Origin of the sequence: Epilithonimonas sp., assembly GCF_032054305.1 — a bacterium.
Taxonomy (GTDB): Bacteria; Bacteroidota; Bacteroidia; order Flavobacteriales; family Weeksellaceae; genus Epilithonimonas.
In genome coordinates this window covers 362,866-385,409 of record NZ_DAMBSX010000002.1, presented here as the reverse complement: position 1 = coordinate 385,409, position 22,544 = coordinate 362,866, and the positions used below count along the sequence as shown (strand labels likewise).

15 protein-coding genes and 1 pseudogene are annotated in these 22,544 nt (G+C 34.7%); 10 read left to right on the top strand and 6 right to left on the bottom strand.

Annotated features, from left to right (window positions below):
* Positions 1–187 precede the first annotated feature (187 nt).
* Positions 188–1,378, bottom strand: a complete 1,191-nt coding sequence (locus RTX21_RS05700; RefSeq protein ID WP_312765903.1) for a pyridoxal phosphate-dependent aminotransferase — start codon at positions 1,376–1,378, stop codon at positions 188–190.
* Positions 1,379–1,764: 386 nt separating this feature from the next.
* Between RTX21_RS05700 and RTX21_RS05695 the strand changes: the two genes are divergently transcribed.
* From RTX21_RS05695 to RTX21_RS05675, 5 genes are all read left to right on the top strand, one after another.
* Positions 1,765–2,976 (top strand): LuxR C-terminal-related transcriptional regulator, encoded by a 1,212-nt coding sequence (locus RTX21_RS05695; protein WP_312765902.1) that lies wholly within the window; start codon positions 1,765–1,767, stop codon positions 2,974–2,976.
* Between the two features lie 294 nt (positions 2,977–3,270).
* On the top strand, positions 3,271–7,659 hold the full coding sequence (locus tag RTX21_RS05690; protein ID WP_312765900.1) for an Ig-like domain-containing protein: 4,389 nt from the start codon (positions 3,271–3,273) through the stop codon (positions 7,657–7,659).
* A gap of 109 nt (positions 7,660–7,768) precedes the next feature.
* Entirely contained in the window at positions 7,769–8,404 is a 636-nt protein-coding gene (gene rsmG / locus RTX21_RS05685) for a 16S rRNA (guanine(527)-N(7))-methyltransferase RsmG (protein WP_312765899.1), read from the top strand.
* Between the two features lie 14 nt (positions 8,405–8,418).
* Positions 8,419–8,838 carry a hypothetical protein gene (locus tag RTX21_RS05680; RefSeq protein WP_312765898.1) on the top strand — a complete coding sequence of 140 codons (420 nt, stop codon included), beginning with the start codon at positions 8,419–8,421 and terminating at the stop codon, positions 8,836–8,838.
* 298 nt (positions 8,839–9,136) lie between these two features.
* Complete coding sequence (locus tag RTX21_RS05675) at positions 9,137–11,830, top strand: PD-(D/E)XK nuclease family protein (RefSeq protein WP_312765897.1); 2,694 nt, start codon at positions 9,137–9,139, stop codon at positions 11,828–11,830.
* A gap of 96 nt (positions 11,831–11,926) precedes the next feature.
* Here RTX21_RS05675 and RTX21_RS05670 read toward each other — a convergent pair whose 3' ends face one another.
* The 4 genes from RTX21_RS05670 to RTX21_RS05655 all read right to left on the bottom strand — a co-directional run bounded on the left by RTX21_RS05670 (position 11,927) and on the right by RTX21_RS05655 (position 15,753).
* Positions 11,927–12,577 carry a peptidoglycan recognition family protein gene (locus tag RTX21_RS05670; RefSeq protein ID WP_312765896.1) on the bottom strand — a complete coding sequence of 217 codons (651 nt, stop codon included), beginning with the start codon at positions 12,575–12,577 and terminating at the stop codon, positions 11,927–11,929.
* Between the two features lie 84 nt (positions 12,578–12,661).
* A complete protein-coding gene (locus RTX21_RS05665) occupies positions 12,662–13,231 on the bottom strand; it encodes a DUF1287 domain-containing protein (RefSeq protein ID WP_312765895.1) in 570 nt (189 codons plus the stop codon).
* A 261-nt stretch (positions 13,232–13,492) separates the two neighbouring features.
* The gene (locus RTX21_RS05660) at positions 13,493–14,674 is read right to left on the bottom strand and encodes an acyl-CoA dehydrogenase family protein (protein ID WP_312766315.1); all 1,182 of its coding nucleotides are present in this window, start codon (positions 14,672–14,674) and stop codon (positions 13,493–13,495) included.
* A 662-nt stretch (positions 14,675–15,336) separates the two neighbouring features.
* Entirely contained in the window at positions 15,337–15,753 is a 417-nt protein-coding gene (locus RTX21_RS05655) for an NUDIX hydrolase (protein ID WP_312765894.1), read from the bottom strand.
* Between the two features lie 129 nt (positions 15,754–15,882).
* Between RTX21_RS05655 and RTX21_RS05650 the strand changes: the two genes are divergently transcribed.
* The 5 genes and pseudogenes from RTX21_RS05650 to RTX21_RS05630 all read left to right on the top strand — a co-directional run bounded on the left by RTX21_RS05650 (position 15,883) and on the right by RTX21_RS05630 (position 21,817).
* On the top strand, positions 15,883–16,512 hold the full coding sequence (locus RTX21_RS05650) for a response regulator transcription factor (RefSeq protein ID WP_312765893.1): 630 nt from the start codon (positions 15,883–15,885) through the stop codon (positions 16,510–16,512).
* A 3-nt stretch (positions 16,513–16,515) separates the two neighbouring features.
* Positions 16,516–18,249, top strand: a complete 1,734-nt coding sequence (locus RTX21_RS05645) for an ATP-binding protein (RefSeq protein ID WP_312765892.1) — start codon at positions 16,516–16,518, stop codon at positions 18,247–18,249.
* Between the two features lie 81 nt (positions 18,250–18,330).
* Positions 18,331–19,137, top strand: a complete 807-nt coding sequence (locus RTX21_RS05640) for a laminin B domain-containing protein (protein WP_312765891.1) — start codon at positions 18,331–18,333, stop codon at positions 19,135–19,137.
* 1 nt (position 19,138) lies between these two features.
* Positions 19,139–20,821, top strand: a pseudogene (locus RTX21_RS05635) (M4 family metallopeptidase); the annotation flags it as partial.
* A gap of 120 nt (positions 20,822–20,941) precedes the next feature.
* On the top strand, positions 20,942–21,817 hold the full coding sequence (locus RTX21_RS05630) for a GEVED domain-containing protein (protein WP_312766313.1): 876 nt from the start codon (positions 20,942–20,944) through the stop codon (positions 21,815–21,817).
* Positions 21,818–21,868: 51 nt separating this feature from the next.
* On the opposite strand, the gene mnmD is transcribed toward RTX21_RS05630, so the two are convergent.
* Positions 21,869–22,543: a tRNA (5-methylaminomethyl-2-thiouridine)(34)-methyltransferase MnmD gene (mnmD, locus tag RTX21_RS05625; protein WP_312765890.1), complete on the bottom strand. Its 675-nt coding sequence runs from the start codon at positions 22,541–22,543 to the stop codon at positions 21,869–21,871.
* Between the last annotated feature and the right edge of the window lies 1 nt (position 22,544).

Genomic DNA, 22,544 nt, shown 5'->3' with positions numbered 1-22,544 from the left:
GTTTTTAAGTAACAAGTGCTTATTTTATATCTGATATCTCTGAAAGTATATTGAAATTTCAAACAAACAATTAACTTTTTAAGTGAGCAAAATCAGAAATTTGATATTTTTTGAAATAAAAAAAACATCACTGGAAGTGATGTTTTGATTTTATTGATTTGTATTAGAGAACCACAGGCTGACAATTCTAGAATTGCTCTACACAATCTTTGATTCTTTTCATAGCTTCTCTCAAATCTTCCTCAGAAGCTGCGTAGGAAAAACGGATGCATTCCGGGCTTCCGAAACTTACACCGCCAACGCAACCAACATGTGCATTTTCCAATAAGAACATTGCGAAATCATCTGCATCTTTGATTTCAGTTCCATTCAGATTCTTTCCAATGAAATAAGAAATGTCTGGGAAAAAGTAGAACGCACTTTTAGGAAGATTACATTTGAAACCTTTGATATCTTTCATCAATTCGAAAACCAGATCACGTCTTTTATGGAATTCGGTGATCATATATTGTAATTCAGATGGGTCCATTTGTAAAGCCGTAATAGAAGCTCTTTGAGCAACCGTATTAGCACCGCTGGTCATTTGCCCTTGGACTTTGTCACAGGCACTTGCCAGCCATGCAGGACAAGCGGAATAGCCAATTCTCCAGCCTGTCATTGCAAAAGCTTTACTCATTCCGTTGATTACTGCGGTTTGTTCGTAAACCTGAGGGAAACTTGCAATGGAAACGTGTTCGCCTCCATAATTGATGAACTCATAAATCTCGTCAGAAATTATCGTAATATCTGGATATTTTGCCATTACGTTTGCAATAGCTTCTAACTCGTCTTTTGTGTAATAACTTCCGGAAGGGTTACAAGGTGAGCTGTATAGTAAAGCTTTTGTTTTTGGTGTAATTGCTTTTTCCAATTGTTCAGCTGTAATTTTGAATTCAGTTTCAATAGAAGTTTCAATAAAAACAGAAGTTCCACCAACAACTTTTACCATCTCATCATAACTCACCCAATAAGGCGCTGGAAGAATTACCTCATCACCGTCATTGATAATTGCTAACAAAACATTGATGATAGATTGTTTTGCACCATTTGAAACGCAGATCTGTGTTGGTTTATAATCAAGGTTATTATCTCTTTTCAGTTTTGCAGAAATGGCTTGTCTCAGTTCTAAAAATCCAGGAACAGGGGAGTAGTGGCTGTAATTTTCGTTGATGGCATCAAAAGCAGCTTGTTTTATCTTTTGTGGGACGTCAAAGTCGGGTTCTCCCAAAGTTAAACTTATCACATCTATCCCTGCCGCTTTCATATCGCGCGCTTTGTTACTCATCACAAAAGTCTGAGAATAACTCAGTCTATTCAGTCTGTCCGAAATTTTACTCATGAAACTATTATTATAATTAGATTTAGGAACAAATATAATTTTTTTAGATCAACAAAGCGATGACGAATGATAATTTTCAATTGAAAAGCGGTGAAAACTTATGAGTTTTGTTTACAAGGCAAAGGTTTTTTCCTCACTAAAATCATCATTTTAGCCTTGTTTCTTTGTGAAGCTTTGCTGGTTTAATTTATTTTTGATGAGAAAATATGTTCAAAATTGTAAAAAAAAACGATATGTATGAGAATATTATACTAATAATTAGTTATTTTTGTGGATGAATTTTATGATGTGTTGTCAATGTTGAAGGAGTTTCTTTTTTTGGTTAAAAAACACTATTCGCACAAATGAATTATAAGTCCACACGTTATTTTTTTGTAATATTCTTAATGCTATTCGGTCTTCTTAATGCTGCGCAGGGTCTTGATATGGGGAAAATCGAACAAGAGATCATTAGATATAATAGAGAGGGAAATCACAAGTTGTCTCAGAAGAAGCTTTCGGATTATTTACTTTCCGGCAATTTGACAAAAGAAGAAGAGGCTAATGTTCTTTTTTATATTGCCACAACATATCGTAGTGTGAACGATCACATGATGTGCCTTGATTATCTCAATCGATCCCAAGCTATTGCAAAGACTTTGTCAAAAGACAACCTTTTGAGGATGAAGTTGGATTATGAGTATGCTTTTGTCTATTTTGATTTCAATCAATATGATAAATGTAAAGAAGCTATGGCTCGTATTGCTGCTCGGAAATATAGCAATTCGCATCCGGAAGATGATGCTTATATTTTGATGCAAGAGGGTTTTTTGTTGTTGAAAGATAGAAAGCTGGAACAAGCTGGTGTGAAATATGATGAAGCGTTGGAAATAATGAGGGAGATTAGTTCTTGCAACATGCCTGTGGTGTTTGGGAAAATGATCGAACTGTATGGTTTGCAAAAGGATGTGAAGAAAGCGGAGGGTATATATGCGGAAAGCATGAAAATGGCGAAAAGCTGTGATATACTGAAATATAAGATCTATGCAGCTTCTGAAATGGAGAAGGTGTACAAGTTAAATGGGCGTCTTGATGATGCATATGCAATTGGGGCTTTGTTGGACACGTTAAGAAAGGTGGATAATTTAGAGACTAAAGTTGCTGAAATGCACATGATAGATAAGGCATATGTGGAGAAGGAGCAATTGAAGCATGAGGAGTCTGATCTCTTTGGTGTTATTGTTGTGCTTGTTGTTGTGATTTTGGTGGCAGCATTTGTGGTGTTTGCTTTTTATAAGAATACTAAAAATCTGAAAAAAGATAAATTCAAAATCAAAAAGGAGTTGGAATTGGCGAATCAAGAGCTGAATTCTTATTCTCAGAATAATACCGATTATAATGATGATTCGATAAGTCAATATTTGTCTCCAATTGATCTGGAGAAGCTAACAGATAGGCAAAAAGATCTCTTGAAATTGATGATTGACGGATTTTCCAATAAAGAAATTGCAGAAAAACTTTTCATTACGGAGAGTACGGTAAAATACCATATTAAAAATATTTATAGCTTGCTAGATCTGAAGGATAGGAAGGATCTTTTCAAAAAATTTAGAAACTAGCATATAAATACTGAATGTATACCGTATAAATACCTACAACATTACCCATACAAAGACTATCCCAAGGGATAGTTTTTTATTTTTAGACTCAAACTAATTGAGGTGATAGTTTCTTCTTGTGTTATTATTAATATTTTTGCAAAATAATTACAAAATAAATAATTATAAATAAATATTATTTGATGCTGTAGTTGGTGAATTTAGTTGTATCAAATTTCTTACCAAATGTTAATTGTATAGCAAATGGTAGAGTTTTAATTTTGCATCCCGAAAAATTTATTAATACTTAATACGATGAAAAAATATCTTTCTTTATTATTTTTAATATCTTATTTTATAGTAAATGCACAAACAGACCTTGTAAGGTGGGCATTGACTTCTGACGGAAGTGTGAGCTATTCTTCAAGTAAAATAAGTGCCACAGCTGTCGGTACAAGCCAAAATCCAATTTCCTACAGTTCACAAGGAATGACTGTAACTGGTTGGAACAATACAAATGTTGAACACTACAGATATTTCGGATTTTCCGTAGGTTCAGCTAATGGCAGCTCTCTCAAGATTTCTAATTTGGTTTTTGAGCAGGAGAGACTTAACACTAATATTCAAAATTATACGATCAGATATTATGTCGCACCAAATTCTAATAATGTAGATGATTATAATTTTTTTGGGACTTATTCATCAATATTAATAAATAATGAGTCCATTGCTTCCAATCCTGTAAAGAATATTCCATTGAATATCACCATCTCAGGAACTCAGAGACTAATTATTAAATTTTATACTTCTGGTACTGATTGGGGTGCTGGCTGGAGAATCAAAGCAAATACTTTGAAATTGACAGAAGAACAAGCGACTGTACCAGTTGCAAACAATGATTCTTATTCGGTGTATAAAAATACCAGTACAAATCTTAATGTTTTATCCAACGATACTTCAGGCTCAACCATTACAGGTATTACAATTACTCAACAACCTGCGCACGGAACTGTAACTGTCAATGGAACTACCAATGTAACTTATGTACCAACAGCGGGATATGAAGGAACGGACAGTTTTAAATACAAAGCTGTTAATACGACTGGATCATCAAATGAGGCCACTGTTGGCATCAATGTAATAACAGCTGTTCCGGTAGCAAATAATGATTCCTATAATGTTTATAATAGTGGAGATTCTAGCCTTAATATCTTAAGTAATGATACTTCTACTTTGACAATAACAGGAATAAGCATTACCCAACAGCCTACACACGGAATCCTCACTATAAATGGCACAACGAATGTAACTTACAAACCTGCATCGACAACATATACAGGTACAGATACTTTCAAATATAAAGTAAGTAATGTAACCGGGGATTCTAATGAAGCCACTGTGAGTATCAATGTGCAGCAAGATCCCAATACGGCAGTTCCTGTAGCAAATAATGATACCTATACCGCTTACAAAAATAATGAGTCAGATTTCAATGTTTTGAGTAATGATACTTCAGTTCTGGCTATAAATGGGGTGACTATTACCCAGCAGCCTAATCATGGAACGTTAACTGTAAATGGAACAACCAATATAACATATAAGCCTGCAACGGGTTATACAGGAACGGATTCTTTCAAGTATAAGGCAAGTAACTCTACAGGTTTATCAAATGAGGCCACTGTTAGCATCAATGTTGTCGAAAATGTAAATACGCCGCTGACAAGATGGAATAATTCTAATTTTACAGCAAGTGTATACAATACTCATATCAATGTTGGTAATATTACATCTACTGTAAGCCAGTCGTATGTTGAGAACATTAGTATAGGTGGATATAATGCATTTCAAAGTAGCGGTTGGCCAGATAAAAATGCAGTGACAATTGATAAGTCAAAATATATTCAGTTCACGATAAGTCCAAAAAATGGATATAAGCTGAATCTATCCGAATTCAACTTCTTGTGTATGACACAGGGTGGAGATGCTAAGATCAAAATAGATTACTCGCTCAATAGTAATTTTACGACATTTTTCAATGTCTTGCCAGAAACTACTGTTACTAGCAGTATGTCGACAATTTCTTTAACTAACTTCTCAAGACCGATTGCTACGGACGGACAGGTTGTATATCTGAGAGTTTATGTCTATAATACCTGGAATGCGTTCCAGATACTTTTGAGAAATGGAGACAATGTTGGTCCTGCATTTATAGGAAATGTCGAATTCAGTTCAACAGCGCCTATAGCGTATGACGATACTGTGGCGAATATCGTTAATAATGACATTGATATTAATGTATTGATCAATGACGATTACAGCAATAAGATTAATTCATTGACTTTTACCCAGCCATCACATGGAAGTGCAACGCTTAATGCAGATAGATCCATTAATTATGTTCCTACTAAAGATTATATTGGTGCAGATGCTTTCACATATTATATTACTAATGAATATGGTGTTTCCAATACTGCTACAGTAAGTATCAATAATGGTCCGAATGTCACTTCGCCACTTATCAGATGGGATAATACTAATTTTACTGCGACGCCTTTCCAATCATTTATAAATTCTACAACAATTACTAGTAATGGTGGTACAGGAATAACGGTAGGAGGAGAGACCAACCCTAAAGTTTTCTATGTAGAAACTCAGAGTGGACAGGATAATACTAATTTTAATTCATCCAGATATATCCAGTTTGTGTTGGATAATATAAGCACAAATAAGACTGTTGAGCCAAAAACATTTGATTATTATGCGATGGGGTCAGATGGAGCTAAATATGAATTAAGATACTCCAAAACAGCAGATTTTTCAAGCGATGTAGTGGTTATGGCTACAGGTAATGTCCCTACCGCTTACGCGCTTCAGAACTTTACTTTTGACAATGGATTCAAACTAGCGCCGGGAGAAAAAGTTTATGTAAGACTATACCTTTACAATACCTACTACGTTCAATATAAAATGCAATTTATCACTGGAGGATTAGGTCCGGAGATTGATGGGATATACTATAATCAAGTTAATACTTCAAATGATACTATTTGGTTGAATCCAGCGGCGCCGCATTGGAGCAATGGAACACCTACTGCTACTAAAAATGCGATCATTGATACAAGTTATGATACGACCACTTACGGCAATTTTGTAAGTAGTAATCTTACTATAAATACTGGAGGGACTCTTACTGTCAATACAGGAGGATATGTCACTGTGAATGGACAGGTCCTGAACAATGCTGCTGCTACAGGTTTTGTAATTGAAAACAACGCCAATCTACTGCAGAATGGAACATCTGTAAATACGGGTAATATAACAGTGAAAAAATCAGCGATCATTCCAAAGATGGGTTATAATTACTGGTCATCTCCAGTTTCCGGTCAGAATCTTTACCAGTTCTCTGATGGTTATAATCAAGCTAATGGAGGCACTGGGACGGGCACGCCTTGGAACAGATTCTATATTTATAACGAAGCTACCGATTATTTTGTGACATCAATTACAGCAGAGAATATCGCACTAAACTCTTCATCCACTTTCTTGCCTGCAAGAGGATATGCGATACGTGGTAAAAATAGCTTCCCGGATAATGTTACTATTAACACTACGGCAGCACAATTCCAATTTGTGGGAACACCGCAAAATGGTGATATCAACTCCTACAATCTGAGATGGAGTGGCGCTACAAAAGGCTATAATATGGTTGGTAATCCATATCCATCTAACATTAGTTTTGATGATTTCTATGAGCATAATAAAACTAAGATCAATGGGACAGCTTATTTCTGGACCAATAATGATGAGCAGATAACGTCTCAGCAAAGTACCAACTACAGCGGAAACAATTATGCGATCCTGAATTCTACAGGCGGTGCTTCTGCAACATATTTCGGTTATAACAACAGAAAACCAAATGGAAATATTGCTGTGGGACAAGGTTTTATAATTCAAGCAAAAGAAGCAGGCAAAGGTCAGCCGCTTAACTTTACAAATGCAATGAGAACGCCTGATATAGCGAATTATTATAACAGAGGCGCCCAGAAAAACAGATTTTGGCTGGAGTTCAAATCACCAACAGATGTAAACAACGAAATTCTGATCGGATATATCGACAATGCGACAAATGCTTTTGATATAGATTACGATGCAGATCTGTTGGCAATAGGTAGTGATTCTTTCTGGAGCATTTTGGACAGCCATAAATTAGCGATCCAATCAAAAAATCCTAATTTCAGTTTGGACGATATTACAAAAGTTGGATTCAAAGCTGCAGTTTCTGGTAATTACACGATTTCTTTGACTGACAGGAATGGGATATTCGAAGGTGCTCAAACAGTATATTTGAAAGACAAATATCTGAATAAAACTGTAAACATGACCGATGCTCCATATATTTTCTATACCAATTCCGGACAGTATGAAGATAGATTCGAAATCGTATATAGGTCGTCTATAACGCTGGGAACCACTGATGAGGCATTAAAAGGAATAATCATTACAAAAGACAATCAGAACTTCGTTGTGAGATCAGATGATAATATTAATGAAGTTGGTCTTTATGACATGGCGGGAAGATTGTTATTCAACACCACGAACGCTAAGAAAGAAGTAATGATAAATAAGACAAACCTTGCAGAAGGGATGTACATCATCAAAGCAAGATCGGGCAACACGATTGTTACCAAAAAAGTTCTGAAATAACACAATTTACATATATAACATTCAAATCACTGGGATATGATTTTCATCGATCTCAGTGATTTTTTATTTAGATGGACATAATATTCAAATCTTTTCATAATTTCGCCTTATGTCTTTAGAATTAATTTTAAAATATTTCCCCGATATTACGAGCGAGCAGCAAAACCAATTTGCAGAATTAGAAGTTTTGTACAAAGATTGGAATGAGAAAATCAATGTGATCTCCAGAAAAGACACAGATAGTCTTTATGAGAAACATATTCTCCATTCTTTGGGAATTGCAAAAGTGATGGAATTCGCAGATGGAACTAAGGTCTTGGATATTGGTACCGGCGGAGGATTTCCTGGCATTCCATTGGCTATTCTGTTCCCGAATGTACAATTCACTTTAGTGGACAGTATCGGAAAAAAAATCACCGTAGTAAAAGGTGTAGCCGAAAGTCTTGGCCTGAAAAATGTAACTGCTTATCATATGAGAGCTGAGCAGTTGAAAGAAAAATTTCATTTCGTGGTCAGCAGAGCGGTAACTCAGATGCCGGTTTTCTTAACTTGGTTGAGAGGAAAATTTGACAAAGATCAATTCAATCCAAAACACAACGGTGTTCTTTATTTGAAAGGCGGCGATTTGGCCGAAGAATTAGCAGGATTGAAATGCGAGATCTTCAGCTTGAAAAATTATTTCGATGGCGAGTTTTTTGATACAAAAAAAGTAGTATATCTCTCAAAAGGCAATTTTAACAACTAAAATAAGAAACGATTATGAAGAAAGTATTTATTTTATCAGCTTTAATAGGGTTTTCGGCATTAGCAGTTTCCTGCAAGGACAATGATGATTACAGCCAGATAGAATCCGTATTTGTAACCAAAACAGACAGCGTGAAAATTCCGATGGACACAATGACTTTGGGCGTTACACAGGAGATTTTAGCCTATTCCACATTCACAAAAGCCTGCGAAGGAATCTACAGTTACGATTATCAGTACACCAACGATTCTGTCCGTACAATTGCCAATTTTGCTTACAAAACCAATGACGTTTGCGGTGACGGAACTTATGTAAACGGTAGCCGAATCAACTTTAAACCTACAAAAACAGGAAAGTATACATTCAAATTCTGGACGGGTAAAGACGCCGCCGGAACCAATACATTTCTGGAGAAAAAAGTAGTTGTAGAATAATTTTTAGGAGCTTAATCCCGCTTTCCACTATATCTTTTTTGTCTTGAAATTAACCATTCGGAAATAAACACAATTTTTGTCATTCCGTAGGAATCTAAGTTGCTGAGATTCCTACGGAATGACAAACTTACTTTTAAGTTTATTAATTCTTTGCTGTTTAAAGTTTATACTTTGCCTGTAAAAGTATCTTTGCGAACCTTAAAATGTTTTCAATAATTTCAAAAAATCTTTGTGGACTTTGCGTTCAAATGATTCAAAAATAATTAAATTTAGCCTTTAAGTTTTTAAAGGCTTTTTTATGCAATTTCTTCAGAAGATCATTTCAGAATTATTAGAAAACCATCAGGATATTTCCAAACTGGATATTGTTCTACCAGGAAAAAGACCAATGGTTTTCATCAAAAGAATCTTGCAGGAAAAGCATTACCAAGGACTTTTACCCAACTTCGTCACAATCGATGAACTAATTGCGGAATTATCTGAAAATGTAGAAATCAAAGGCATTGCGCTTTGGCTTTTCTCTTTCAGGATTTATAATAGAATTGATTCTTCCGAAGATTTTTCCGGTTTTCTAAAATGGTTCCCGACTTTGCAAAAGGATTGGGATGATATGATGAAGTTCTCAGACGACGACCAGAAAATCCTACTTTGGATGTTGGACGAAGAACGAATCAAAAACTGGGGAGAAAATCTCGGGGATGAAGATAATCCAAGAAAACGAAACCTCAATTTCTGGAGAAAAATGAATGAGTTTCTTCCGCTTTTGAAGTCAGAACTCCAAAAAGAAAGCCTCGCCACTTCCGGAATGTTATATCAGGAAGCATTTTCAAAAATTGAAAACTTTGCCAAACGAACCGATCGTCAATTTGTTTTTTGTGGATTCAATGCGTTGTCGAGAGTTGAAGAGCAATTGGTAAGACAGCTTTTGCAATGGAACAAAGCAGAAACCTATTTCCAGGCAGACCAATATTACATCGATGACGAAAGACAAGAATCCGGAAAATTCCTAAGGGAAACCTTGAAGTGGAAGGAATTCAATGATAACAGAAATTTCAAGTGGATTGAAAACCAATTCTCCCAATCCAAAAATATCAAAACCTACGAAGTTTCGGGAAACATTGTTCAAGCAAAATTCTTACCTGAAATTCTAAAAAAAATCCCTAAAACTGAATTATCTGAAACTGCTTTGGTTCTGTTGGATGAAAATCTTTTGCCAGCCGTTTTAGATAGTTTAAATGCCGTTGAGAGTGTGAACATCACGATGGGATTTCCGTTGAAAAATCTCTCGTTCAGTAATGCCATCAAGAAGCTTTTTTATCTCCAAAAACAACAGGAAAAAAAGTCATCAAGCTATTATTACGCCGATGTTCTACCCATTTTGGAAGAATTACCGAATGATGAAAAAGATTCTGAAATCATTCGAAATTTTATCTTCGCAATAGAAGAGAGAAACATTGTCTATATTTCTAAAACATTGTTGCAGGAATTGCTTGGAGATCTAAGCTATTTTCAGCTTTTGCAAAAACCAGAAACTTATCAGATATTTTTAGATCTATTGATTAAGTTCTGTTACGAGTTGAAGTTCAAAGAATTGGACGATATTCAATATGAGAATATTGCGCTGTTCGAGAATGTTTTCAAGATCATCAAAAATCAATTATTGCCTTATAAGATTGATGTCAAAATAGAAACTCTGGAAGTCCTTATCAATCAATTGGTGAACTCCGAAAGTATTGATTTTGTAGGTGAACCGTTGGCAGGATTTCAGATTATGGGACTTTTGGAAACACGTCTTCTGAATTTTAAGAATATCATTCTGTTATCCGTAAACGAAGGAAAATTGCCTTTAGGAAACACTCAAAATACTTACATTCCGTTTGATGTCCGTAAGAATTTTGGCCTGAATACATTCCTGGAAAATGACAGCATTTATGCTTATCACTTTTACCGTTTGATACAGAATTCTGAGAACGTTCATTTACTTTACAATGCGCTGAGTTCAGGTGTGAACACAGGCGAAAAAAGCCGTTTTATCACGCAGTTGGAAATGGAAAGTCCACACAATATCGAACATATTATCATCGAAAATTCCTCAGAACCAATTGCCCAGGAACTGATTAAAATTGATAAGAATGAAGAAGTAATGCGACTTTTGAACGAATGGAAAAACCGTGTTTCTCCTTCACATCTTGTGACTTACCTTTATAATCCGATTGATTTCTATCTCAATAATCTGCTTAAAACACGAGAAACCAACGAAATCGAGGAAGAACTTTCGCAAAGGAATTATGGAAATTTAGTTCATTATGCGTTGCAATTTTTACATGAACCAATAAAAGGTAAAATATTGTTGGTTAATGATTTAGAAGACTTACTTAAACAAACAGATTCAGCAATTGATTTTGCAATTGAAAAATTAAAACATCAGCCCGAATTCTATGACCGAGGAATGAATTACATTCACAAAGAAATCGCCAAAAGGGTAGTACGCAATATCGTAGAATATGATTTGGAATTGGTGAAAAATGGTTCTGCTCTGGAGATTTTAGATTTGGAAAAAGAAATCAACTGTGATTTTTTCTTGGATGAAAACCAAAGTGATAAAATCAGTTTCTACGGTTTTATTGATAGAATAGACAAGTTAGACGGAATTACAAGAGTAATTGATTACAAAACAGCAAAACCGAAAAATCTAACCATCAATTTAGGCAAAAATAAAGAAGAAAAATTACCGGAATTATTTTTCCGTGACGATTATAAGCAAGCTTTACAGCTTTCGATTTATAAATATTGTATCAAGAATGTTTTGAACATTAATCCTGATAATATTGAAACTGCAATCTGGTCTTTTGCAGAAGTGAATAATGGTCCGCAAAAACTGAATTTCATTGATATTGAAGATTCGGAAGTGGGAGATTCTATCAAAAACCTAATTTTTGAAATTCTGAATCCCGAGGTTCCTTTTGAGGAAAAAGAAAAAGCAAGTTGGTGAATTTAATTTTAAAGGCTTCGACTCCGCTCATGACATATCTTAAAATAAACTGTTAGTATTAGAACTGTCACACTGAGCGGAGTCGAAGTGTTGTAATTACGGTTGACCTTTCAACTTCAAATCAGTCAATTTTCCTCGAACTTTTTTCATAAAATCAGTGCCTGGATCTTCTTTGCCTGTAAAATATTTGGAATCTGTTTCTTTCCAAAGATTAGAATTCCTGAAAACACCATATTCCGAATGTCCGATGAGGTATTCAACCGGATATTTTTTAGAGAGATATTTGACCAATTCAGCGTTGGCTTCCACCTGTTTGTTGGTCAAAGGTTGAGATTTACTTCCGATATTTTCAACACCGATGGCGCAATAATTAAGACCGATTGTATGTCTTGCAAACAATTCCGGGTCAACCAACTGATAAACGGTTCCATCTCTATCAACCAGAAAATGAGCGGAAACATTTAGTGCACTTTGTTTTTTCAAAGTTGAACGTTGATTTTCCAGATATAAATTATTAAAATATCTGAAATTTGACTCAATCGTTCCGCCAGCGGTGTAATGCAGGACAATGATTTTCGGTGTGATATTCGGGGTTCTCTGAATCAGATTGTGATGTTCTTTCATATAATCCAGACTCAGCTTTATTCTTTCCTTAGAATAATCAATCGGTTTCTGAATGATTTTAAGATTTTGAGCATGAAATAGAAAGCAAAAACTTAGAAATAATATTTGAAAAAATTTAGACATAAATAATTTAAACTACAAATCGAAGATTAGACGAAGTCAAAGGTCATAAAAGTTTTTCACTTACCAATTATCATCTGTCGATTATCATTGATAAAAATAATGTCCTGTAATCTTCCAATTAAAAAGGCAATCTTCCAGAACCTGTCCAGCGCCAATGTTATGGGAAATCAAATAACGTTTGCCATCCGCTGATTTTTTATTGACGACAATTCCGATATGCGTCAGATTTTTGGGCAGATCCCAGGTTACAATATCTCCCGGAACATAATCTGTTGCATCATTCGTAATCGGTTTCACTTTCCCAAATCTTGAAAAGAAAACCATCAGATTCGGAACACGTCTGTGGTCGATATTGGTATCAGGTCTTTTTAATCCCCATTTATTTGGATATTTGGAAAAATTCTTCGCCATATCTTCGTGAACTTCTTTCTGCAGATCAATTCCTAATTTGCGGTAAGTACGGATTACCACATCCGTACAAACGCCTTTTCCTTCCGGAACATCGCCATTAGGATATTTCAAAACGAAATAAGTTGGGTCATAAACCACTTTATCTTTTGTCAAATTAATTGCTGCATTGGAAAGCTTGGATTGAAAATTTTGCCCAAAAACAGTAATTGAAATTAAAAAAAAAATTGCGAAGTATTTTTTCATTTTTAAAGGTTTTAATTCAATCGGGTTTCGAGAGCCTCAGCCTGACAATGCTGAAATCTATTATGTAATAAATTTTTCAAACGTGGCTATCCTGAGGTTTTTGAAGGATTTTAGGATTTCATTTTAAACGAAAAACTCACAAAAATATTTTCGTGAGTTAGATTAAAAAATCTCGCAGATTTAACAGGTAATACAATTCTAAAATCTGCTCAATCTGCATAATCTACGAGAAATCTCTAAATATATTAGAAAGATTTGGTCTTATCCAAAGGCATTGATTCCGGTAATATCCATTCCTGTAATCAGTAAATGAATGTCATGAGTTCCTTCGTAAGTAATTACAGACTCCAGATTGGCAGCGTGGCGCATCATCGGGAATTCTCCCATTATACCCATTCCACCCAACATTTGACGGGATTCTCTGGCAATATCAATCGCCATTTTTACATTATTTCTTTTCGCCATCGATATTTGTGCTGGCGAAGCTTTATGAGCATTTTTAAGATTTCCTAATTGTAGGCAAAGCAACTGGGCTTTGGTAATTTCAGTTAAGAATTCTGCTAGTTTCTTTTGTTGAAGCTGGAAAGAAGCAATCGGCTTTCCGAATTGTTTTCTCTCCTTAGTGTATTGAACAGCGGTGCAATAACAATCTATTGCGGCACCAATTACACCCCAAGAAATCCCATATCTCGCTGAATTAAGACAAGACAAAGGTCCTTTCAAACCTTCAATATTTGGCAATAAATTTTCTTTCGGAACTTTCACATTGTTGAAAACCAATTCTCCGGTTTTTGATGCTCTAAGGCTCCATTTGTTATGAGTTGTTGGTGTTGTGAAACCTTCCATTCCGCGTTCCAGAATCATTCCTCTCACTTTTCCGTCCTCGCCTTTTGCCCATACAACAGCAATGTCTGCAACAGGGGAGTTGGTAATCCACATCTTGGCACCGTTCAAAAGATAATGGTCGCCTTGGTCTGTGAATTTGGATTCCATAGAAGAAGGGTCGGAACCATGGTTAGGCTCTGTCAAACCAAAACATCCAATCATATCACCAGATGCCAGCTTCGGAAGGTATTTTCTTTTTTGCTCCTCAGAACCGTATTCGAAAATAGGAAACATCACCAAAGAAGACTGAACAGAAGCCGCAGAGCGTACTGCCGAATCGCCTCTTTCCAATTCTTGCATGATCAATCCATAAGAGATCTGGTCAAGTCCCGGACCACCATATTCCTCAGGAATGTATGGACCTAATGCACCAATATTTCCCAATTCTTTCATCAATCCCGGGATATCAGTATGATTTTGCGCCGCTTCATCTATCTTTGGCATTACAAAACTCTCCACCCAATTCCTTACAGAATCGCGGATAAGCTTGTGTTCTTCGGTCAAAAGAGCGTCTATGGAATAATAATCTGGTATGCTTGTTAACGGGTAATATGACATTGTTTTTGTTTTGCCTAAAAATAAAGCTTTTCCTGAATTACCAAAATAGATTGTTAACAAATAATTCATTTTCTGAAAAACGTCATAAATGAGTTATAAGTCTGTTTGAAACTTCCGCCAACCGCATTTTGTTACAGACAATCTTGTTTGCGACCTCCTGCAGTTGTATTTTGTTCCCTGCAGATTGTGGGACACTTCCGTCGGTTGCATTTTGTTACAAACAACCTTGTTTGTGACTTCCTGCGATTGTGTTTTGTTTCCCGCAAGTTCTGGGAGACTTCCTGCAAAGTTGCTTGGTTTGAAAACGGTCGTTTTGTAATGAAATGAGTTTTTGTTTTTTAGATTAATGTTGGGAATTATGTTATTTTGCCCTCAACGCTGGCACATGCATCTTGTTTGTGCCCATAAAAGGATACTAGCGAGACGCTCGCACCAGCAACAAAAAATGAAAAAAGCTCCAAACGATTGGAACTTTTATTTTATTTCTTCTTCAAATCCTTATCAATCTGCTTTCCTGTATTTTCGGCTTTCTTTTCCTGAGCGCATTTTTCTTTTCTTGATTCTGCTACGGATTTTTCTCGGCTCTCTCTGGTGCAAGAATCTTGTCATTAATTGTATCTTTAACGTTATTTAAAATAATCAAAACAAAAAATTCCTGAACATCAATTCAGGAATTTTTGTTTTGCTATGTCAAAAACACGCTTGTCAATTGGTAATGGAAAAGGATTTTCTCCTTCCAGAGGAATCCATTCTGTCTTTTCAATACAAGGATCTAAGATTAGTAAATCTTCTTCATTGAGGATTTCTGCTAAATAATAAATTGTGATCAATTGCTCATTATCCCGGAATCTGGAAACCAGAAAATCATCTTGCGTGTAAAAATGGTCTTTAATTTCAATTTCAAGATTCAATTCCTCTTGGAATTCTCTTTTAAGGCACTCTAATGTACTTTCTCCGAATTCTAATCCTCCGCCGGGTAATTTTAGAAGATGGTCTCCGGCATATTCTTCGTGAAGCGCAAGAACTTTGTTATCTTTTATACAAAGCGCATACACCCGAATGTTGATCTTATCTATCATCAGTTATTGATTTCGAATTTTAAAGTTATGATTTTTTGTTTTAATGACAAGGCCATTTGTTTCTTTATACGCTTTTTTGCGTATTTCGATAATTAATTAATAACTTTAAATTCGTTGTTTTATAGACTGATGGCAAAAAAGAAAATTTGTATTGTAGAAGATGATTCCGATTTGCGGGAAGCAATGGGATTGATGATTCAGTACACGCAGGGTTACGAGCTTTCTGGTAGTTTCAAAAACTCAGAAGAAGCTTTGGAAAATATTCCGATACTTTCTCCTGATGCTATTTTGATGGATATCAATTTACCCGGAGAAAGCGGGATTACGTGTGTCCGAAAAGTCAAATCAAAACTTCCGCAAGTTCTTATTTTGATGTGCACATCTTATGAAGATGAGGACAAGATTTTCGCAAGTTTACAAGAAGGAGCAACGGGATATATTTTAAAAACCGAAGGTCCTGCAAAAATCATTAATGCATTAGACGAACTTTTCGAAGGTGGAAGTCCGATGAGTGGAAGTATAGCCAGAAAAGTCGTTGCCAGCTTTTGTAACCTCGAAAATAAAAAATTGATTTCTGAAGGTTTGACAACAAGAGAACAGGAGATTCTGGATTTACTATCCAAAGGATTGATGAATAAGGAAGTTGCTTCTATTCTGGAAATAAGCCAAGGAACTGTTCGCAAACATATCCAGAATATCTATACAAAATTGCACGTCAATACCAGAGTAGAAGCTGTTAATATCTATCTCAAACGATAAGTAATGAAATCGTTTTTAATCATTATACTTTTGTTTTTGTTTGCTGATTATAATGGGCAGATAAATAAAGCTTTTGATGATTGCAAAACGAATGAATGCAAGGCTAAAGAATCTTTCAAAATTTCAAAATATTACTTAGAGATTGACAGCATCAATCTTTCTCAGAAATGGCTGGATGTGACCAAAGATTATCATCCGGAAAACAGCAACAATGCTTTGTCTTTTCATATTTTGAGTCTTCAGTCGGAGATTTTTTATTATGTTGGATTGTCTCAATTTGGAAATCAGGAAGCGAAAAAGGCTGTGAAAAAAGCAAAAATTCTGAATGATAGTTTAATGATTGCAGATGCATATTTTTTCGAAGGACTTAGTCTTTATGAATTAAGTAAAAATCAGGAAGCGGGAAAATCATTCAGATTGTCATTGAAATTTTATCCTGAAAATCCTAAAAGAACACTTTTTGAAACGATTGGAAATGAACATGTTCTCAATAATATTTCTCAGCTCAAACGGACAATTGGAGAAGCAGATTCGGCTTTGTTTTATAATCAAAAAGCTTATGATATTGCTCTGAAAAAAAACAGTAAAAGAGCTATTGCAAACTGTGAGCAAACTTTTGGAGAAATTTATCAATCAAAAGGGAATTTGATTCAGTCTAACCAATTTTTCCTGAAAAGTATAGAATCGGCAAGACGTTTTAGAAACTTTGATGTTGCTTTGTTGAGTTACGGTTTGCTTTTGAAAAATGAAATCCAAAATCCAAAAGTTTGTAAAGATTATTTCAATCAAGGAGAAAAACTTATCGAACAACAAAATGTCAATCTCTTTTTCAGAAGAACTTTCTATGAATATGCTTTGCAGGCTTTTCAAAAAATGAATTCTTCCGAAGATATTAGAAAAGTTCAATCTAAAATCATTTCCCTTGTCAATGAAGAAAAATCCAAGAATAACGCTTATATCCAAGATATCAGCAATCAGTATATTAAAAATGAAAATAAACTTCTGAATCTTGAAATCGAGAAACTCAAAAGAAAGAGAAAAATCTCTTTACTTCAACTTTTAGTTGCTGGTCTTGCGATTGTAATTATGGCTTTGACTATTATTATTTTCAGAAGGAAAAATAAAATCCAGCAAAAACTTCTTCAGCAGAAAACCGATATCAGTAAAGACTTGCACGACGATATCGGAAGCGGTTTGGGAAGTATTCTCATTCATTCCGAATTACTTTCCAATAATAATATTTCGAGCGAACAACAGCAAAAATTATCTTCCAAAATCTATGAAGTCGGGAAGGAAATTTCACAAAAACTCAATACGTTTATTTGGTCTTTGAGCAATGAAAACAATGATTTAAGAAGCTTCTGCGAATATGTTTTTTCTTATGCCAATAATCTGACAGAAGAAACTGATATCAAATTGATTTGTACAAAATCAGAAACACTTGACCTTTCAAAAGGACTGGATGGGCAAATCCGGAAAAATCTATTTTTCTGCATCAAAGAAATTCTCAATAATTCCCTGAAACATTCTTCCGCAAAAACAATTAAAATCTCTGTGAACATCATTGACAAAAAAAACTTAGAAGTTATAATTGCCGACGACGGAACCGGACTGACAAAAGAAAACCAATTCGGAAACGGAATGACCAACATAAAAAACAGAGTAAAAAGCTTGAATGGAAATGTTTCTTTTCAGAATAATTATGGATTAACCGCAACTATTACAGTTCCTATTTGATTTCATATACGCACAATATCGTATTGTTTTGATTTTCAATTTGTTTGAATTTTACATCAATAATGATTCAAACTTTATACAATGAAAGCAAAATTATTTTCTTTTTTAGGACTTATTAGTTTTACACTAATTTTTTCGCAGGATATCGTCAGCACGTTTGATACAGATGACGAAGGTTGGCTGGTTGTCGGAGATGCAACAAGTAGTGCTCCGGATTGGCGTCCGACAAATGGAAATCCCGATGGATATATTTCTGCGGATGATACGGTTGCAGGTGGTGTTTGGTATTGGGAAGCTCCGAGTAAATTCAAAGGAAATCAATTGGCGTCTTTTGGGAAGAATTTGAAATTCCAGCTGACTCAGAATAATTTTTCTAGTCCATTCGACTATTATGATGTGATTATCGAAGGAAATAATAAAACCTTAGTCATAGATTTATCTCCAAATCCTCTTGCAACTTGGACGCAGTATGTTGTGAAATTGGATAATTCTGTCGCTTGGAAAATCAGCACTTTTGAAGGTAATTTGGCAACTAATGATGATATTCAAGAAGTTTTATCCAATATCGTAAGTCTAAGAATAAGAGGAGAATTCGAATCCGGTCCGGACACAGGACAATTGGATAATGTGATTCTGGAAAGTAATTCTTTGTCGGTTAATGATATTCAAAATAAGAAATTTCAGATTTACCCAAATCCGGCTTCTTCTATCATTAATTTATCTCAAAATTTGTCTGAAATCAAAATCCTCAATACGATAGGACAGATTCTAAAATCTATAGAAAAATCTGATAAGATAGATATTTCTAAACTTCCCAACGGAATTTATATTCTGAATGCAGTAAACGCTTCTGGTGAAAAAGTGACAACGAAATTTATTAAAAACTAAAATGATGAAAAAGAGTTTCTATTTAGGATTGATTTTATTTTCTGTTGTTACAATCCAAGCACAAAATTACATTCAGAAGAAAATTACAGAGAAAAATGGAAAACCTAATTTGATTGTTCTTGACCAGATTTTGCCTCAATTAAAAAATCTTAGTGATATTCAGTTATTGAATGAAGTTCTGAAACCGACTCAAAGTTCAGAATTCAAATCAATCAAAATTGAAAGCTTTAAAGATGGTTTCGAAGACCATAATTTCCAGTTTTATTATCACAATATTCCTGTAGAATATGGGATTTATAAAATTCATTATAAGAATAATCAGTTGATAAGTATGAGCGGAAATTTTTACAAAACCGAGAATCTTATCATCAATGCGAAGATTTCTTCCCAATCTGCATTTCAATTAGCTGTGAAAGAAATTAATGCTCAAGAATATCTTTGGGAAAATTCTGCCAGTGCCACTTTTGAAAACTATCATTTGCCGGAAGGAAAATTGGTTTTTTATCCGGTTATGGAAAATGATGAATTCAGAAACCTAGAATTGGCTTATAAATTTGACATCTATGCAACGAAACCTTTGTCTCGTGATTTGGTGTATGTCAGTGCAGTTGATGGAAAAATTCTTTCCAAAGATGCTATCATCAAACATTCTAATAATCAAAATTTTTCTGTTTCAAATCCTGAATCTGATAAAGACAATAATTTAAAAGAATTAATGGCAAAAGTTTCGGGAACGGCTGAAACTAAATTTAGCGGAACAAAATCTATCCAAACGACATTTAATGGAACTAATTACACTTTAAATGACCAAACACGAGGCGGAGGAATAAAAACACTTAATCTTCAAAAAGCAACAGATTATTCCCTTGCGGTCGATTTTCTTGATAATGATAATGTTTGGAGTGCATCGGAATATGATAATGCCAATTATGATAACTCGGCTTTGGATGCACATTGGGGCGTTGCGAAAACTTAAGATTATTTCAAAACAACTTTTAATAGAAATAGTTATGATAATAATGGCTCGGCTTTGGTAAATTTGGTTCATTATTCTACCAATTACAGCAATGCATTTTGGACTGGAACTCAGATGGTTTATGGAGATGGAAATGCGACTTACAATCCTTTCACTTCGTTGGATGTTACAGCTCACGAGTTGGCTCACGGCGTTTGCAGTTCAACAGCTAATCTCAAATACGAAAGAGAATCGGGCGCAATCAACGAGTCGCTTTCTGATATTTGGGCGATGTTGGTTGAGAAAGAATATGCGCCGGAAAAACAGAATTATATCATCGGCGAAGAGCTTGGAAAAACCACACCGTATTATCTGAGGTCAATGGCAAATCCAAACCTCAAAAATCATCCGAGTTATTATCAGGGAACATATTGGTATCCTGCGACAAACAGTTGTCTTCCACATTCCGGAAACGATTATTGTGGTGTCCATATCAACAGCGGTGTTTTCAATCATTGGTTTTATATTTTATCTGAAGGAAAAACAGTTTCTAACGTTACAGTTAATGGAATCGGAACTGCAAAAGCAGCGGACATTGTTTACAGAATGGAAACATCTTATCTTTCCCCGACAAGCGATTATCCGGTTACGAGAGAATATGCCATCCAATCAGCAATCGACCTTTATGGAAAAGGATCTCCCGAAGCTGTGAGTGTTCAGAACGCTTTTTATCTGGTTGGATTGGGAGATATTTATAATCCGAATGATAATACATTGCCATTAGCGCCTCAAAACCTGAATGCTAAAGATACGGGGCATTCCAGAACGACATTATTTTGGGATGATTTGATGGATTACAGCGATTTTAAATCTTGGGTTGTTTACCATAATGACGATGTTATCGCGATTTCTACTAATCCTTTTGGTATATTGGACGTTACGAGACTTTCTCCTGATACAACTTATAATTTCACTGTCAGAACAAGAGATAAGAATAATAATCTATCCGCAAAAAGTAATCTTGTGACGGTAAAAACTTCGACTGACCCATATTGTGAGATAGAAGCGGTCAACTCTAATTATGTAAGAATGTTACGATTAGAATTGTCAGATATTCTTAATGACAGTTATGGAACTTCGGGATATGAGGATTTTACTTATGTTGTGGGAAATGTCCAGAAATCAACATCGTATCCATTATATATGATGAGAACTGTTTCTAATTCTACTTTCAAAACAGGTTACAGTGTTTTTGTAGATTGGAATAATGACGGTGATTTTAATGACCAAAACGAAACAGCATTGACGATTGCACCTTCGCAAACAACTACTGTAAATGGAATTCTTTCTGTTCCGTCTGATGCGATTACAGGAAAGGTCAGAATGAGGATTATTATTAATTATGATGGGATTAATTATTCGCCTTGTGGTGATTTTAATTTTGGTCAGGTGGAAGATTACACACTTAATATAAGTAGTGAAACTTTGTCTGCGAATGATATTGATTCTAAAAAAGATATTATCTATCCAAATCCAACAAAAGATTATATTAATTACTCAAAAGACTATAAGAAATTAAAAGTTTTAAATATTGATGGAAGAGTATTGATGACTAATTCTAATAATTCTAAAATTGATGTCTCAAAACTTTCTTCAGGAATTTATTTGATTAAAGTTCATAATTCTGATGATTCAATTAGAACATTTAAAATTATGAAAGAATAGACTATTAATTGATTAATAAAAAAGCAGAACTCAATCGAATTCTGCTTTTTATTATTTTTTCCAAGCAATCATCATTTCTCTTTTTCCTGGTGGACCTTGTTTTTTCTCGACTTCAAAACCTAATTCCATTAAGGCTCGTCTCATACTTCCTTTGGATGAATAAGTTGTCAATAATCCTCCGTTTTTCATTTTGGATGCAACAATTTCAAATATTTCCTTTTCCCAAAGGTCGGGCTGAACTCTGGCCCCAAAACAATCGAAATAAACCAAATCGATAAGAGGCAAATCCATATTTTTTATATTAAAAAAGTCTTCTTTTATTTTTTTGAGATGAAAATTAACATCTATTTCAACTAATCTTTCCCATTCTGTTTTGTGAATTTCAAGAGACAAATCTTTGATGATTTGGTTCGGAAATAATTCAGAATAAGACAATTCTGACGCTTCTTCAAAAAAAATCGGATATTTTTCTACCCCAAAATAGTTGATTTTGTGATTTTTATCATTTCTCAAATATTCATCAAATGTTACCAAAACGTTAAGACCTGTTCCCAAACCTAACTCTAAAATATTAATTTCGCAATCATTTATTAAATTAAGTCCATTTTTAATAAATACATGTTTAGCTTCTTGCAAAGCACCATGTTTTGAATGGTAGGTTTCTTGTAAATCATTGATTAAAAGCGTTTTACTTCCATCTTGGGTTTCGATTAATTGTCTTTTCAAA